This window comes from Dongia mobilis, from assembly GCF_004363235.1.
Classification (GTDB): Bacteria; Pseudomonadota; Alphaproteobacteria; order Dongiales; family Dongiaceae; genus Dongia; species Dongia mobilis.
The window spans coordinates 245,185-258,950 of record NZ_SNYW01000008.1 but is presented as its reverse complement, the minus strand read 5'-3'; the positions used below and the strand labels follow the sequence as shown (position 1 = coordinate 258,950).

Below are 13,766 nucleotides of genomic sequence, written 5' to 3'. Positions count from 1 at the left end.
GGCCGATTCGGGCCGGGGATCCGCCGAAGGCCGAACCGCATGTTCAAGTCCAGCACTCATGATCTGACTTATCCGGGAATGGCCATCTCCGCCGGCGCCGGCGGCTTCATCCACGCCGTGACCCTTTGGGGTCTGATGGTGCCTCTGGCCCTGCTGGCCTTCGTGGTCGCGGAATTCGTCCCCTTCGACATGGTCGATGCCGTCAATTGCCTGGTCTATGGCCTCGCCGCCTGGGTGGCCCTGGCGCTGGCCCGGCTGGACGTGCCGGGATATGCCGACCGGCTGCTCTGGCTGTCCCTGGCTTTCGCCTGCGTGGCCTTCGGCATTTTCGAACTGGGCGGCGATTTGGCCGAGAACGGCACTCTGGCCGCCTGGCCGGCCTGGATCGGCGATCTGTTCTGCTGGGCGCTGACCGGCGGCTTCATTCTGCTCACCCTGTGGCGGCGGCCGCAGGCGCGGACGGCAGTGGCGCCAGTGGTGACCCTGGCGCTCATCGGCTTCGCCCTGCATACCCTGAGCCTCGGCCTCGATCTCGGCGAGACGCGGCTGCGCGGCCTCCTCGGGGTCGATGCGCAACGCTTCGACAATCTCGCCGACCTCATTGAATTCGTCTGCCTCGAGCTGTACCTGCTGGCCTTCATCATGCTGGCGACGGCACTGTCCGGGCAGCAGGCGCTGCGTGCCCAGATTGCCGCGGCCGAGGTGGCGCCGGACGGCGCCGCCACGATTCATGCCGCGCAGATGGCCTTTGCCACCGCCACCCTGACGACCGAACGGTTCAGTCCGCGCCGCCGCCAACAGGCGGTTCTGGCATTGGGTGCCGGTGCGGGAATCGGTGGCTGGCTGGCCGCCCTTGCCTATACCTGGCGCCTCGGCCGGGCGGTGGCGCGGTTGTCGGGCAAGTCGCGCTGGATCCAGCTGCGCGAGCAGTTCGGCCTGATGCGCCGCCATCGGCTGATCCCGAAGAACTACTACATGTTCGAATTGTGGCGGCCGTCTCTGGCGACGCAGGCTGGCGATTTCCTGCAACGCGGCGAGACCAAGGGGGCAGCTTACAAAATCCTGCGGCGCGACTCGATCGGCGGAAGCGATGCGGAACAGCGGCTCAGCGACAAGCTGGCCTTTCACAATCGCTGCCGGCAGCTCGGCCTGCGGACCGTGCCGATCCATTTCGCGGCCAGCGCCGGAAAGGTCGAGATGGTGACGGGTGCAGCGGCGGATTTGCCGCCAGTCGACCTCTTCATCAAGCCGCGCAAGGGCTGCGGCGGCAACGGGGCCAGCCGCTGGCTCTACGAGGCCCAGCCGCAGCCCGGCTATCGCGGCAGTGACGGTTCAAGGCGGTCTGGTGCGGAACTGCGCGCCGAGATCCTGCGTCGCTCGCATGCGCGTGGCCTGATCGTGCAGCCGCGCCTCCGCAATCATCCGGACCTGGCCGATCTCAGTTGCGGTGCTCTGGCGACGGTGCGGGTCGTGACCTGCCGCAATGAACGCGGCGGATTCGAGGTGACCGGCGCCGCCTTTCGCATGCCGCGTTCGGAGAAATCCGTGGTCGACAATTTCCACGCCGGCGGCATCGCGGCGGCTGTCGATATCGTCTGCGGTGCGCTGGGGGCGGCAACGGATATGGGACTGTCGCCGCAATCCGCCTGGTTCAGCCATCACCCGACCAGCGGCGGCACCATTGCGGGCCGGACCCTGCCCTGCTGGCCGGCGGTCTGCGACCTCGCGCTGCACGCCCATGCCGCCTTCGAGAACTTCACCGTGATCGGCTGGGACATCGCGATCCTGGCCGACGGCCCCTGCATCATCGAGGCCAATGGCGCCCCGGATCTCGACATCATCCAGCGCACCGCCAGGCGCCCGCTGGGCAGCGCGCGCCTGGGCATGCTGATGTCACACCACCTGAAGCAGAATCTCGGCCCCGCTCTGCTGGGTAGCGCCGCCCGAAGCGGATGACCGGATCGCTTCAGCCGCAGGCGCCGAGATAGCGGCCGGTCGATTTCGTATCGCTTTCCATGATGGTCTGGCCGCCGCTCGTCATCACCATGTGGCTGACGCTCTCATAGGATTCGTCGTTCCACGTCATGGCGCTGTCGGTGACGACCTCGCCACAGGTGGCGCGCGTCACCAGCTTGCCGCTGGATTTTTCCAGCGTCTCGATGGTGCAGCCGGAATCGGCCGGGGTTTCGGCAACGGTTTCCGGCGCGGGCTCGACGCACATCTCGGCACGGCTTTCCGGCATCTCCGTCTTCTGGCCGGCCTGGTCGATCGAGCCGGTCGTCAGCACTTCCCACTTGCCGGGGCGCAGGGTCTGCTCGGCGGCAAGGCCGGGGGTGGCAAGCGAGAGGGTAATCAGGCTGGCGAGGACAAGCTTGCTGCCGGCGACGGTCGCAAAACGCATGATGATCTCCAAAAACAATGATTTTGACTGACATTGCCTTCGTCGCCGCCATGCCGGATGCGGTTCGCCCGGGTCACAAATAGAACGCCCGGCCTGTGACTGCCGTCACGGGCCGGGCAATGGATTCCCGGGAATTGGCCGGCGTTCAGCCGCGGCCGTATTTAAGGAGGCGCAGGCGCAGTGCGTTCAGCTTGATGAAGCCCTGGGCGTCACGCTGGTCATAGGCGCCGGCATCGTCCTCGAAGGTGACGTGCTTCAGGCTGTAGAGCGATTTCGGCGACTTGCGACCGACCACCGTGGCATGGCCCTTGTAGAGCTTCAGGCGCACGATGCCCTCGACATGCTCCTGGCTCTTGTCGATGAGGGCCTGCAGCATCTCGCGTTCGGGGCTGAACCAGAAGCCGTTGTAGATCAGCTCGGCATAGCGCGGCATGATCTCGTCCTTGAGATGCGCAGCACCCCGGTCGAGGGTGATGCTCTCGATGCCGCGATGGGCCGCCAGCAGGATGGTGCCGCCGGGCGTCTCGTAGACGCCGCGCGATTTCATGCCGACGAAGCGGTTCTCGACCAGATCCAGCCGGCCGATACCGTTGGCCTTGCCGAGCGCATTCAGTTTGGTGAGGAGTGTCGCCGGCGACAGGCGCTCGCCGTCGATCGAGATTGCATCGCCCTTTTCGAAACCGATCTCGATATAGCTCGCCTTGTCGGGGGCCGCTTCGGGCGAGATGGTGCGCTGATAGACCATCTCCTCCGGCTCGACCCAGGGATCCTCCAGCACTTTTCCTTCCGAGGAGGAGTGCAGCAGATTGGCATCGACCGAGAACGGCGCCTCGCCGCGCTTGTCCTTGGCGACCGGGATCTGGTGCTTCTCGGCATATTCGATGAGGCGCGTGCGCGAGGTCAGATCCCATTCGCGCCACGGGGCGATCACCTTGATTTCCGGGTTGAGCGCGTAATAGCCGATCTCGAAGCGGACCTGGTCGTTGCCCTTGCCGGTGGCGCCGTGTGCCACCGCATCGGCGCCGGTCAGCTTCGCGATTTCGATCTGGCGCTTGGCAATGAGCGGTCGGGCGATCGAGGTGCCGAGCAGATACTGCCCTTCATAGAGCGCGTTGGCGCGGAACATCGGGAAGACGAAGTCGCGGGTGAATTCCTCGCGCAGATCCTCGATGAAGATCTCCTTGATGCCGAGCATCTCGGCCTTCTTGCGCGCCGGCTCCAGCTCCTCGCCCTGGCCCAGATCGGCGGTGAAGGTGACCACCTCGCAACGATAGGTCTCCTGCAGCCATTTCAGGATGACCGACGTGTCGAGGCCGCCGGAATAGGCCAGCACCACCTTCTTGATATCGCGCGTCATGGAACCCTCGTTCAGGCTTGCAAAAGCGGCGCGACCCTAGGGGAATTGGGGCGAGGTGGCAAGGGTACGGGTGGCCGCATCAGGGTGCCGCGTCAAGGGCAAGCATCGCCGCCCGGTATTCGAAGACATGGGTCGTGCCGGTGGCCAGCGCCGCACGATAGGCGGCCATGGCGGCGGCGCTGTCCCCGGCCAGTTCGGCCTGACGTCCTATATGGAAATGGGCCGCGCAGAGTGCCTCGGCCCTGGCCGCTGCCGGCTGTTTCCCGGCCAGCGCCAGCACATCCTTCGGCGTGGCGAGGCCGAGATACAGCTCGCCCAGCGCCTTCGGCCAGGGCGGCAGAGCGGCTTGGTCGAGATAGTCCTGGAAGCCGTCTCCCTCCGCCCGGTGCAGGCGCGCCGCCACGATGTGACGCCAGAGCTGGGCGCCGAAATGGCGCGGTTCGCGCCTGGCCACCGCGTCGAAATCGGCGAGGGCCGCCGCGCCGTCGCCAGCCAGTTCGGCCGCGAGGCCGCGCAGGAAAAAGGCGGTGAGATTGTCGGGCTCGTCGCGGGCGACCGCATCGCAGGCCGCGCGGTCGAAGCCGAGGCAGTCGCCAAAGGCGACATGCCGTTTCATCGGCTCCTCGGCGGCGGATATTTGCGCCAGCAGCGCCAGCATCGCCGCGGCGGGAAGGAGGCAGCGCGGCCAGGGAACTAGGACATTTTTCCGCATCGACAGTATCCGCTCTCGGTCTCGTTCTTCGGGGCCGTTCTTCAGGGTTTGGTAACCTTTACTTATCTAGATTTGATGCAATCTGCGCGAGTCCCCCTGGACCGGGCGGAGAGTCGTGCTGTTGATCCATTCCGTGGCGGCGGACCGTACCGGCATCGAGCCACTTGGCTAAGCCGATTGCGTCCCCGGCACGCGCCAACTTGGGTCCTGGCCCGCAGCCCCGGGCCAGTTCTCAAGAGCACCCGGCAGACCGCCAGATTGCACCTCCCCCCATCGTGCAGGCGGTCTGCCGGGCGCCCCTTTCACACAGAAAGCCAAATTATTCCTCGATGAGGGGAAATACATCGTCCGCCTGATTGCTGCCGGCAGGCTGGCATCCTGGCCATGGCATCGGCAATATGGACTTGCACATATATTTTATTATTATTGAATATTCGATAGTGATGGAATTTCTTCATGCCTGCCACATTCCTGACCGGGATCAATCCCCGCCTGGAAATCTGCCTGGCGCTGGCAAATCGATCAGGCGAGCGCGAATTCTGGCATCGCGCCGCCATCCTGGTCTGCGATTTGGCAGAGGGGCCGGATCTTGCGCACCTGCCGGCCGCGCTGGAGAAGGCGGCCACGGAGACCTTCAGCGAGGCAGAGCGGCGGCGCCTCGCAATGGAACTCGTCGCCTTCCTGCCCCGCTTTGCCGCCGCCTTCGAGACCAAGGCCGGCAGCTACAACGCCGCTGTCGCCCGACTCGAGGATCGGCTGATGCGCGCCAGTCAGCGGCGGGACGTCGACCTCGGCAGCCTAGCCGGACTGAATCTGTCGCTTGAACCCTATCGGCGCGGCCTGCGGCCGGCCGCAGGCGACATGCACGCCGCCGCGGGCGGCGGGCGCCTTGCCGCCAATCGACTGGAACGGATCGATTTGGTGGCGACGGCCTTCGATGCCGGCGGCTTCTGGCACCGGCGGGCGGCCGCGGGCGGACGCCACATTGTCCTGCTGCCCTGTCACGATCCGGAACTGGCGCTGGAGATAGCGGCGTCGTTGCCCGCAATTCCCGCCAGGGCAGCCGGGGCCCGGCATGCTGTCGGCAGAAACGACGATGGCGAGATCGCCCATTTCTGCGCTGCCCTGGGTGACGCCAGCCGCCGCAGCATCGCGCAGCTTCTGGCACGCGAGACATTGAGCGCGGCCGAGATCGGGCGGCGGCTCGATCTGTCGCCGCCGGCGATCAGCTATCACCTCGGCGAATTGCGCAAGGCGGGATTGATCGTGGAGACGCGCATCGGCCAGCGGCGCGACCTGGCGCTCAACCGCGCATGCTTCGAGAACCTCGGCGACAGGCTGCTGGCACATCTCGCCGGCACGCCCGTAACCCGCACGTCGCGGCGCCGCTAGGCCCCCCGCTGTGCCGGGCGCACCCTCCTGGCCCGGCCCCGGGTCAGGTCTTCAATGCCAGGTCTTTAATGCCAGGGCTTCCATGTCAGGGCTTCAATTGCGCGAGGCGCCAGCCGGCATCGATCACTTCCGGCACCGTGCGGTCGCCCTTGGCCGCCGCCTCGAAATGGGCGCGCGCCGCCTTGGCGTCCTTCTTCGCCCATGCCGCCTCGCCCAGATAAAAATGCGCCTCCTGAGCCAGGCGCTGGGCGGTCACCTTGTTGACCGTGCCGGCAGCGGCCAGCAGGTCGCTCTCGCTGATCTGGCCGGCGAGGCAAGCGAGGACCGGCAGCGGCCATTGGTCGATCGGGAAGTGCTGGATGGCATCCTCGAGCAGTTTCTGCTCTGGCTTGCCCGCCTGGGACGCGGCCAGATATTCGCGCAAGGCGGCATAGGGGTTTTCCGCCCGGGCGGCGCGGGCGGCGGCGAAATCGCGCTGCGCCGCCGCGGCATCACCGAGGAGGGCATGGGCGCGGCCACGATTGTAATGGGCGGCGGCGGCGTCCTTTTCGGACTTCAGCACGCGGTCGAAATCGGCGATCGCTGCCTTGAAATCGCCAAGGCGGATGAGGAGCCCGCCGCGATCCATGATGGCATCGATATCGTCCGGCACCTGCTGGATGACGGCGGTGAGATCGGCCACCGCCTCCTTGTCGCGCCCCAGCATGGTGAGCGACCAGGCCCGGCGATAGAGCGAATCGAGATCCCTGGGTTCGATCTTCAGCACACGGTCGTAATCGGCCACGGCGAGGTCGTGGCGCTGGATCTGGGCCTGGGCGGAGCCGCGCGCATAGAGGGCGTCGGTCGCATCGGGAGCAAGGTCGATGGCGGCGGTGAAATCGAGGATGCCGGCCTGCATCTGGCCGCGCCGCGCCTGTGCCATGCCGCGGGCATAGAGTGCCATGGCAAGCGCGTCGCCCTGCAGCTGGCGGCTGTCGATCGCGCTGCTGCAGGCAATGGTGGCGGCATCCGGGGTCGGCGAACTGACGCAGGATTCCAGCAGCGGATGCAGCGGTTGCGGCGCCTGTTCGGTCGCCGCCGGCGCATCTGCCGGCGGCTCCGCCGGCTTGTCGTCGGCCAGCACCGGCATGGCGGCCGGCATCACGGCCAGCGAGAGCAGCAAGGCGACAAGCGGAAGACGCATGGGCGGCGGCGCCACTAGGCCGCGGCTTCGCGATCGCGCGCGCTGCGGCGCTGCTTGACGCTGTCGCTTTTCAGCTGGCCGCAGGCCGCCATGATGTCCTCGCCGCGCGGCGTCCGGACCGGGCTGGAATAACCGGCATCGAAGACGATGTCCGAGAAGTCGCGGATGGCGCCCGGCGTCGAGCGCTCGAACGGCGCACCCGGCCATGGGTTGAACGGGATGAGATTGACCTTGGCCGGGATTCCCTTGATCAGCTTCACCAGCGCATGGGCATCGGCCTTGCTGTCGTTGACGCCCTTCAGCATGACGTACTCGAAGGTGATGCGACGCGCATTGTTGAGGCCGGGATAATTGCGCAGGGCAGCCATCAATTCCCTGATGGGATATTTCTTGTTGATCGGCACGATCTGGTCGCGCAGCTCGTCATTGACCGCATGCAGCGAGACGGCAAGATTGACGCCGAGCTCGGCGCCGCAGCGCTCGATCAGCGGCACGACGCCGGCGGTCGAAAGCGTGATGCGGCGCTTCGAGATGGCGATGCCCTCGCCATCCATGACGATCTTCAGCGCCTTCGCCACGTTCTCGAAATTGTAGAGCGGCTCGCCCATCCCCATCATGACGATGTTGGACAGCATGCGCCCGTCCTTCGGGCTCGGCCATTCGCCGAGATGGTCGCGCGCCATCATCACCTGGCCGACGATCTCGTCGGCGGCGAGGTTGCGCACAAGGCGCTGTGTGCCCGTATGGCAGAACTTGCAGGTCAGCGTGCAGCCGACCTGCGAGGAGACGCAGAGCGTGCCGCGATCCTCTTCCGGAATGTGCACGGCCTCGACCTTCTGCCCGTCGCGCAGTTCGAGCAGCCATTTATGGGTGCCGTCCTTCGACGCCAGATCGACCGCAATGCCGGGGCGGCCGACATAGAATTTCTCGCCGAGGCGCTGGCGGAATTCCTTGGAGAGATTGTGCATCTGCGCGAAATCGCGCTCGCCGCGGTGATAGAGCCAGTGCCACAGCTGGCGGGCGCGGAATTTGGGCTCGCCCACCTCCGCCATCAGAGCCTCGAGTTCGCCCCGGTCGAGGCCGATGAGGTCGCGCTTGCCGTCCGCGTTGACGGCGGGCGGGGCGAAGGTGGCGGCGTGCTTCTCCGTGCTCATGACCGGTGCCTCACGAACAGGCCTTGCTCATGGCCCCATAGGCCTTGGTGAAGCCGGTAAGGTCATAGGTATCCACGACCTTCAGCCCCTTGGCGGTCGAGGCCGTCACCACCATGCGGTTCGATTTCTTCAGTGCCTGCACCATGGCCCGGTCATTGGCACGGCCCTTGACCCAGGCGCGATCGCCCGCCACCTCGTCCAGCGTGAAGGTGAAGCCGCCGATCTTGGCAATCACCGGATTGTTGGAAGCCGGCTCGAAGCCGAGCACGATCGAGACCTGGTCGAGGGCGCCGATCTCGGGGAAATGAGTGACCATGGCGGCTGCTTCGCCCCGCCCCGCGACATTGCCCTTCTTCTCGACCGGAATGCTCATCGCATAGCAGGTGCGCTTGCCGTCGGCGGTGGCCGTGAGCGCGCGCCATTTCTCGAAGGCACCCAGATTCTTGGGCGTGTCGGCCAGAACCGGCGCGGCGGCGATACCAGCCAGAATCCCGGCCAGAATCAGGGCCGGGACGACGACCTGCGCCACGAACCGGCCGCGGCGCCGGCTTGCCGGGTTGCATCCGCCAGACACCCTATCGAACCAATGCTGCATCTTCATCCTGTCTTCGAACGCCGGCCGCCGGCATAGGGGCCGGCCGCCCTGGGCGCATGACTTGTCTGGGCCATGATCTATCAGGGATCGGTCGCAAAATCCACCCAAAGGGCCGCGCCCGGGCCTGTGGATCAAGCGGAATTGTTCTGCTTTTTCAGCTGCTTCTGTTTCCAGACGGGGAGACCGCGCTTATGCGCCGCAAGGGGCGCCGCGGGGCCGCCGACGCGGACCGGGCGTTCGGCGAAGCGGCCCAGGCTGATCATGCGGTCATACATGACGATGGCACCGGCCACGGACAGGTTCACGCAGAACCGCGTCGGCACCTTGACGATGAAGTCGCAGCGCGCCTGCAAGGCGGGCGAGAGCGAATCCTTTTCCGCCCCCAGCACATAGGCGCAGGCGGGCGGATGCGTGAAGCTGGGCAGGTCGATGGCATCATCGGTGATCTCGATCCCGACCAGCCGGCAACCCAGCGGCAGGGTGAAGGCGGCAAGGTCGGGATAGACGTGGACCGGCATGTTGTCGACCGCCGCCGAGGTGTCGGAGGCCAGCACCTCGCGCACGTTGAAACCGGCGCCGATGGTGAAGCAGAAACTGGCATGGAAGGCGTGCGCCGTCCTGAGTACGGCGCCGAGATTCATCGGCTTCGAGATGCCCTCGACGCCGATGCCGAAATAGCCGCGATTGACCGGGTTGCTGTTCATGGGCCGGACCCTAGCCAAAGCCGCCGGCCATTTCCAGCCTTCAACTTGCTGCGATGGCGGCCGGTGTCGGCTTGCGCGCGGCGCCCGCCAGGAACAGCCCCGCCAGCACCACGGCGCCGCCCAGCAGGGCAATGTGGCTCGGCATCTCGGCCAGCAGAAAATAGGCGATCACGGTGGCGATCACCGGCTGGGCATAGCCGAGGATGGCGGCGATGCTAGCGGCGATCCGACGCAGCCCGATATTGATGAGAAGATAGCCGCCGACGGTGACGAGGCCATAGATGCCCACAAAGCGCCAGGCCGCAGCATCGGCGGGCAAGAAATTCGGTTCCCACAACAGCGTCGGCAGTGAACAGAGGGCGGCACTCAGCATCTGCCAGAAGGTCACCGCCATCACGTCATGGCCGCGGCAGGAACGCGCGATGATCAGGAGCGAACCGGCATAGAAAAAGGCGGCGGTGAGAGCAAGCGCGTTGCCGGCGAGGCTGGATTGGCCGGTACTGGGGCCGAGGCTCATCAGCGCGGCACCGCCGAAGGCGATGAGGCCGCCCGCCACCAGCGGCCAGCCCAGCTGCCGCTTCAGCCAGAGGATCTCCGCCGCCGCCACCAGCAGCGGATAGAGCATGACGAGGAGGGTCGCCTCGAGGATGGTAGTGCTGACGATCGCCATGTTCCAGAGGACGAGGTCGGCCGCCAGCAGGAAGCCGGCCGCGGCGACGGCGCCGATCACCCGCAGGGGCAGACGCACCTGGAAGCGGGCAAAGAGCAGCATCATGATTGCGGCGGCGACCAGCCGCCAGAAGGCGGTGGCGCCGGGATCGACCGGGCTGAGGCGGACCAGGATCGGGCTCAGCCCCGAAAGCAGGACGCCGGCGAGCAGGGCCAACATGGCGCGCTGTTGCATCGAAACCATCTTGATTTGTTTTAATGGTTACAGGATAGTTCGACCACGTAACCAGTCAATTGAATTTAACTGGTGACAGAGGTGAGCGAGATCGACAGGACATCAAACAGCGCGACCGCCGGATTGCCACGGTTCGAGTTCCTGGCCGGCCGTCTGTCGCTGGATTTCTGCAACACGCATACCCGCGCCACCGGCGGCGACCGGCTGGCGGACGCGGCCGGCCTTGCCGCCTGGGCGGCGCGCGGCGGGCACCCGCTGGCCGCGCCGCCGGGAAAAACCGACCTTGCCCGCTTCCGCGCCCTGCGCGACTGCCTCTGCCGGCTGTTCGATGCAATCCTTAATGGATCGGCGCCAGCACAGGCGGATCTCGACGCCGTCGCCGCCGCGGCACGCCAGCAGCTTGCCGGGCTGCGCTGGGATGCGGGCAGCGGGCGGGCAATCCCGCTGGCGGCTGCCGACGCCGCGGCGCAGCTCCATGCCGACATCGCCGCCGATGCCGTCGACCTGTTGCGCGGCGACGCCATCACGCGCATCAAGCGCTGCCCCGGTGAGACCTGCCAATGGCTCTTTTTCGATGCCACCCGCAACGGCAGGCGGCGCTGGTGTGCGATGGCCGATTGCGGCACCAGGGCCAAGGTGCGCGGCTTCCGGGCGCGGCGGCGCCACGCCGACGCCGGCTTCTAGCTGATTGTTGCCATTGCGCCCGGCGCGGCGCATTGTGCGCGCCAAATCCGACGCCTGCCGAGTGCCTGCCCATGAACCAGCATCATCACCATGTCCATGCCGAGCTGCCGCAGGGCGACAGCCCGATCCTGGTCGAGGTCTGGCGCGGCAATCTGGTCGAGAGCCGGCACCGGGCCATCGCCGCCGTGGTCGATGCCGATGGCGACGTGGTCCGCGCCTGGGGCGATATCGAACGGCCGATTTATGGCCGCTCGGCGATCAAGCCACTGCTGGCCATCCCGCTGGTGGAATCGGGGGCGGCCGACCGCTTCGGCCTCGGCGACCGCGAGATCGCGCTGGCCTGCGCCTCGCATAGCGGCGAACCCGGCCATGTCGAGGCGGTCAATGCCTGGCTGGCGCGGATCGGCCTTTCCGCCGAGGACCTGGAATGCGGCCCGCATTATCCCTATTTCGAACCAGCCGCCCATGCCATGCTGCGCGCCGGCGAAATGCCGACCCGCGCCCACAACAATTGCTCCGGCAAGCATGCCGGGTTTCTCACCACCGCCGTGCATCTCGGTGAGCCGACGCAGGATTACGTGCGCTACGAGCACCAGGTGCAGCAGCGACTGCTCGGCATTCTCGAGCAGATGTGCGGTCAGGATCTGGGCGATGTGCCGCGCGGCATCGATGGCTGCGGCATCCCAACCATTGCCATTCCGGTCGGCCATCACGCCCTCGGCATGGCGAAGATGGCGGATCCGAAGGACCTTTCGCCCGCCCGCGCCGCGGCCAGTGCGCGCGTCCTCAAGGCGATGACGGCCGAGCCATGGTATGTCGCCGGGACCGGTCGTTTCTGCACCGAGGTGATGCGCGTGACGGGTGCCAGGGCCGCGATCAAGACCGGTGCCGAAGGCGTCTATATGGCCGCCCTGCCCGAACTCGGCTTCGGCCTCTGCCTCAAGATCGAGGACGGCAACGGCCGCGGTGCCGAACTGGTGATGGGGCATCTGCTGCGCCATTTCGGAATCATCGACGAAGGCGAGGCGGAACAATTGCGGCAGAGCCTGACGCCCACCCTGCGCAACTGGGCGGGCACCGAGGTGGGCAGCATCCAGCCCGCCGCGGGCTTGCGTGATTCCGCCCCGTTCTGAGGGCCGATCACGCTTTCGTGTCGCCACAGCCTCATCACAACGCAATCGACCACCCCGCCACTATCCTTTTTGCCGAAAGGCCGGGCGAATCCCGCGCCAGGACAAAAGGAGAAGGGGACATGAAAGTAGACTGGACGAACGCAAGGCGGTTCATGCGCCGCATCATCGCCGGCCTTGCAATCGTTGGCGCCCTCGGCGTCGCGACGACGCCCGCCATGGCCGACCACAAGCACAAGCATCACGGCAAGCACGGCAATCATGGCCATTTTCACCAGCATGGCCCGCAGGTCATCTATGTGAAGCCGCGTCCGGTATATGTCTACGAACCGGTCTATGTCGCGCCGCCGCCGGTTTATTACCATCCGGGGCCGGTGCGCTATGAGCGCCCGACCATCAACATCGTGCTGCCGATCTTCGATTGAGCGGCGCCCGCCGCTTCGCAGGGAACGCGTCTCGGGGCTTTACCGCGCATGGCGCATCCGGCTAGGCATGTAGCCGGATGCGGAATGCGAGGAGGTGAGCGTGCGGGCCCTGATCTGCGATGCGCCGGAAGGCTATGAATCGTTGCGCCTGGGCGAGCTGCCGGCACCGGAACCGGGCCCCGGCGAGATCGTCGTCGCGGTCAAGGCCGCCGGGCTCAATTTCGCCGATTCGCTGATGGCTGCCGGCAAGTATCAGGTGAAGCCCAACCCGCCCTTCGTGCCGGGTCTGGAACTAGCCGGTATCATCCATGCCCTGGGGCCCGGCATTGCCGGCCGCGCCGTTGGCGACAAGGTCATGGCCATGGTCGATCAGGGCGCCTTTGCCGAGATGGCACTCTGCCGGGCGGGTGACGTCTTCCCCTTGCCGCCCGGCCTCGATTTCCCCGCGGCCGCCGGCTTTCCCATCGCCTATGGCACCTCCTATGGCGCCCTCGTCTGGAAGGCCCGCCTGCAGCCGGGCGAGACCCTGCTGGTGCATGGGGCGGCGGGCGGTGTCGGCCTGACCGCGGTCGAGATCGGCAAGGCGCTGGGCGCCCGCGTCATCGCCACCGCGGGCGGGCCGGACAAATGCGCCATCGCCATCGCCCATGGCGCCGATGACGCGATCGATTACCGCGAGGAGGACATCCGCGAGCGGGTCAAGGCGCTGACCGGCGGGCGCGGTGCCGATGTGGTCTATGACCCGGTGGGCGGCGACGTGTTCGATGCCAGCCTGCGCGCGGTCGCCTGGAACGCGCGCCTCATCGTGATCGGCTTTGCCGGCGGGCGGGTGCCGCAGATTCCCGCCAACATCCTGCTGGTGAAGAATGTCGACGCGCTGGGCTTCTATTGGGGTTCCTACCGGCAGCACCGGCCCGATTTGCTGGCGGCGGGGTTCGAGGCCCTGGGCGCCATGGTGGCGAAGGGCCAGCTGAAGCCCCATATATCGGAAATCCTGCCCTTGGCGGCGTGGCGCCAGGCCTTCGAGACCCTGCTGGCCAGGCGCTCGACCGGCAAGATCGTGCTCACCCCGTGAGGCGGTCCTGCCGCAAGGCAGCCATTGCCGGAACGCGGGCAAGGTGACAG

The 13,766-nt window shown here is 66.7% G+C and carries 14 protein-coding genes; 6 read left to right on the top strand and 8 right to left on the bottom strand.

Annotated elements, in window-relative coordinates:
- Positions 1-39 precede the first annotated feature (39 nt).
- The gene (locus A8950_RS09890) at positions 40-1,956 is read left to right on the top strand and encodes a sugar-transfer associated ATP-grasp domain-containing protein (RefSeq protein ID WP_166645098.1); all 1,917 of its coding nucleotides are present in this window, start codon (positions 40-42) and stop codon (positions 1,954-1,956) included.
- 10 nt (positions 1,957-1,966) lie between these two features.
- Here A8950_RS09890 and A8950_RS09885 read toward each other — a convergent pair whose 3' ends face one another.
- The 3 genes from A8950_RS09885 to A8950_RS09875 form a co-directional block, all read right to left on the bottom strand.
- The gene (locus A8950_RS09885) at positions 1,967-2,401 is read right to left on the bottom strand and encodes a DUF3617 domain-containing protein (RefSeq protein WP_133613484.1); all 435 of its coding nucleotides are present in this window, start codon (positions 2,399-2,401) and stop codon (positions 1,967-1,969) included.
- Between the two features lie 145 nt (positions 2,402-2,546).
- A complete protein-coding gene (locus A8950_RS09880; protein WP_133613483.1) occupies positions 2,547-3,758 on the bottom strand; it encodes an argininosuccinate synthase in 1,212 nt (403 codons plus the stop codon).
- 79 nt (positions 3,759-3,837) lie between these two features.
- Entirely contained in the window at positions 3,838-4,470 is a 633-nt protein-coding gene (locus tag A8950_RS09875) for a hypothetical protein (RefSeq protein ID WP_133613482.1), read from the bottom strand.
- 456 nt (positions 4,471-4,926) lie between these two features.
- Here A8950_RS09875 and A8950_RS09870 point away from each other — a divergent pair, with 456 nt between their 5' ends.
- Positions 4,927-5,862, top strand: coding sequence for an ArsR/SmtB family transcription factor (locus A8950_RS09870; RefSeq protein ID WP_133613481.1), 936 nt, complete (start codon positions 4,927-4,929; stop codon positions 5,860-5,862).
- 85 nt (positions 5,863-5,947) lie between these two features.
- Here A8950_RS09870 and A8950_RS09865 read toward each other — a convergent pair whose 3' ends face one another.
- The 5 genes from A8950_RS09865 to A8950_RS09845 form a co-directional block, all read right to left on the bottom strand.
- Positions 5,948-7,045, bottom strand: coding sequence for a tetratricopeptide repeat protein (locus tag A8950_RS09865; RefSeq protein WP_133613480.1), 1,098 nt, complete (start codon positions 7,043-7,045; stop codon positions 5,948-5,950).
- Positions 7,046-7,059: 14 nt separating this feature from the next.
- On the bottom strand, positions 7,060-8,199 hold the full coding sequence (rlmN, locus tag A8950_RS09860; RefSeq protein WP_133613479.1) for a 23S rRNA (adenine(2503)-C(2))-methyltransferase RlmN: 1,140 nt from the start codon (positions 8,197-8,199) through the stop codon (positions 7,060-7,062).
- Positions 8,200-8,209: 10 nt separating this feature from the next.
- On the bottom strand, positions 8,210-8,728 hold the full coding sequence (locus A8950_RS09855) for an invasion associated locus B family protein (protein ID WP_133613478.1): 519 nt from the start codon (positions 8,726-8,728) through the stop codon (positions 8,210-8,212).
- Between the two features lie 197 nt (positions 8,729-8,925).
- Complete coding sequence (locus A8950_RS09850; protein WP_133613477.1) at positions 8,926-9,498, bottom strand: RNA methyltransferase; 573 nt, start codon at positions 9,496-9,498, stop codon at positions 8,926-8,928.
- 40 nt (positions 9,499-9,538) lie between these two features.
- A complete protein-coding gene (locus A8950_RS09845) occupies positions 9,539-10,411 on the bottom strand; it encodes a DMT family transporter (protein WP_133613476.1) in 873 nt (290 codons plus the stop codon).
- Positions 10,412-10,483: 72 nt separating this feature from the next.
- On the opposite strand from A8950_RS09845, the gene A8950_RS09840 reads away from it, so the two are divergent.
- From A8950_RS09840 to A8950_RS09825, 4 genes are all read left to right on the top strand, one after another.
- Positions 10,484-11,086: a CGNR zinc finger domain-containing protein gene (locus tag A8950_RS09840; RefSeq protein WP_133613475.1), complete on the top strand. Its 603-nt coding sequence runs from the start codon at positions 10,484-10,486 to the stop codon at positions 11,084-11,086.
- 71 nt (positions 11,087-11,157) lie between these two features.
- Positions 11,158-12,219 carry an asparaginase gene (locus A8950_RS09835; protein WP_133613474.1) on the top strand — a complete coding sequence of 354 codons (1,062 nt, stop codon included), beginning with the start codon at positions 11,158-11,160 and terminating at the stop codon, positions 12,217-12,219.
- A gap of 119 nt (positions 12,220-12,338) precedes the next feature.
- On the top strand, positions 12,339-12,641 hold the full coding sequence (locus A8950_RS09830) for a hypothetical protein (RefSeq protein ID WP_133613473.1): 303 nt from the start codon (positions 12,339-12,341) through the stop codon (positions 12,639-12,641).
- 94 nt (positions 12,642-12,735) lie between these two features.
- On the top strand, positions 12,736-13,716 hold the full coding sequence (locus tag A8950_RS09825) for an NADPH:quinone oxidoreductase family protein (RefSeq protein WP_322090932.1): 981 nt from the start codon (positions 12,736-12,738) through the stop codon (positions 13,714-13,716).
- Positions 13,717-13,766 lie beyond the last annotated feature (50 nt).

What these genes read in the sequence shown, in the direction of transcription:
- A8950_RS09890 (WP_166645098.1), top strand. Translation starts at nt 40, where the DNA reads ATGTTCAAGTCCAGCACTCATGATCTGACTTATCCGGGAATGGCCATC.
- A8950_RS09885 (WP_133613484.1), bottom strand. Translation starts at nt 2,401, where the DNA reads ATGCGTTTTGCGACCGTCGCCGGCAGCAAGCTTGTCCTCGCCAGCCTG.
- A8950_RS09880 (WP_133613483.1), bottom strand. Translation starts at nt 3,758, where the DNA reads ATGACGCGCGATATCAAGAAGGTGGTGCTGGCCTATTCCGGCGGCCTC.
- A8950_RS09875 (WP_133613482.1), bottom strand. Translation starts at nt 4,470, where the DNA reads ATGCGGAAAAATGTCCTAGTTCCCTGGCCGCGCTGCCTCCTTCCCGCC.
- A8950_RS09870 (WP_133613481.1), top strand. Translation starts at nt 4,927, where the DNA reads ATGCCTGCCACATTCCTGACCGGGATCAATCCCCGCCTGGAAATCTGC.
- A8950_RS09865 (WP_133613480.1), bottom strand. Translation starts at nt 7,045, where the DNA reads ATGCGTCTTCCGCTTGTCGCCTTGCTGCTCTCGCTGGCCGTGATGCCG.
- rlmN (WP_133613479.1), bottom strand. Translation starts at nt 8,199, where the DNA reads ATGAGCACGGAGAAGCACGCCGCCACCTTCGCCCCGCCCGCCGTCAAC.
- A8950_RS09850 (WP_133613477.1), bottom strand. Translation starts at nt 9,498, where the DNA reads ATGAACAGCAACCCGGTCAATCGCGGCTATTTCGGCATCGGCGTCGAG.
- A8950_RS09845 (WP_133613476.1), bottom strand. Translation starts at nt 10,411, where the DNA reads ATGGTTTCGATGCAACAGCGCGCCATGTTGGCCCTGCTCGCCGGCGTC.
- A8950_RS09835 (WP_133613474.1), top strand. Translation starts at nt 11,158, where the DNA reads ATGAACCAGCATCATCACCATGTCCATGCCGAGCTGCCGCAGGGCGAC.
- A8950_RS09830 (WP_133613473.1), top strand. Translation starts at nt 12,339, where the DNA reads ATGAAAGTAGACTGGACGAACGCAAGGCGGTTCATGCGCCGCATCATC.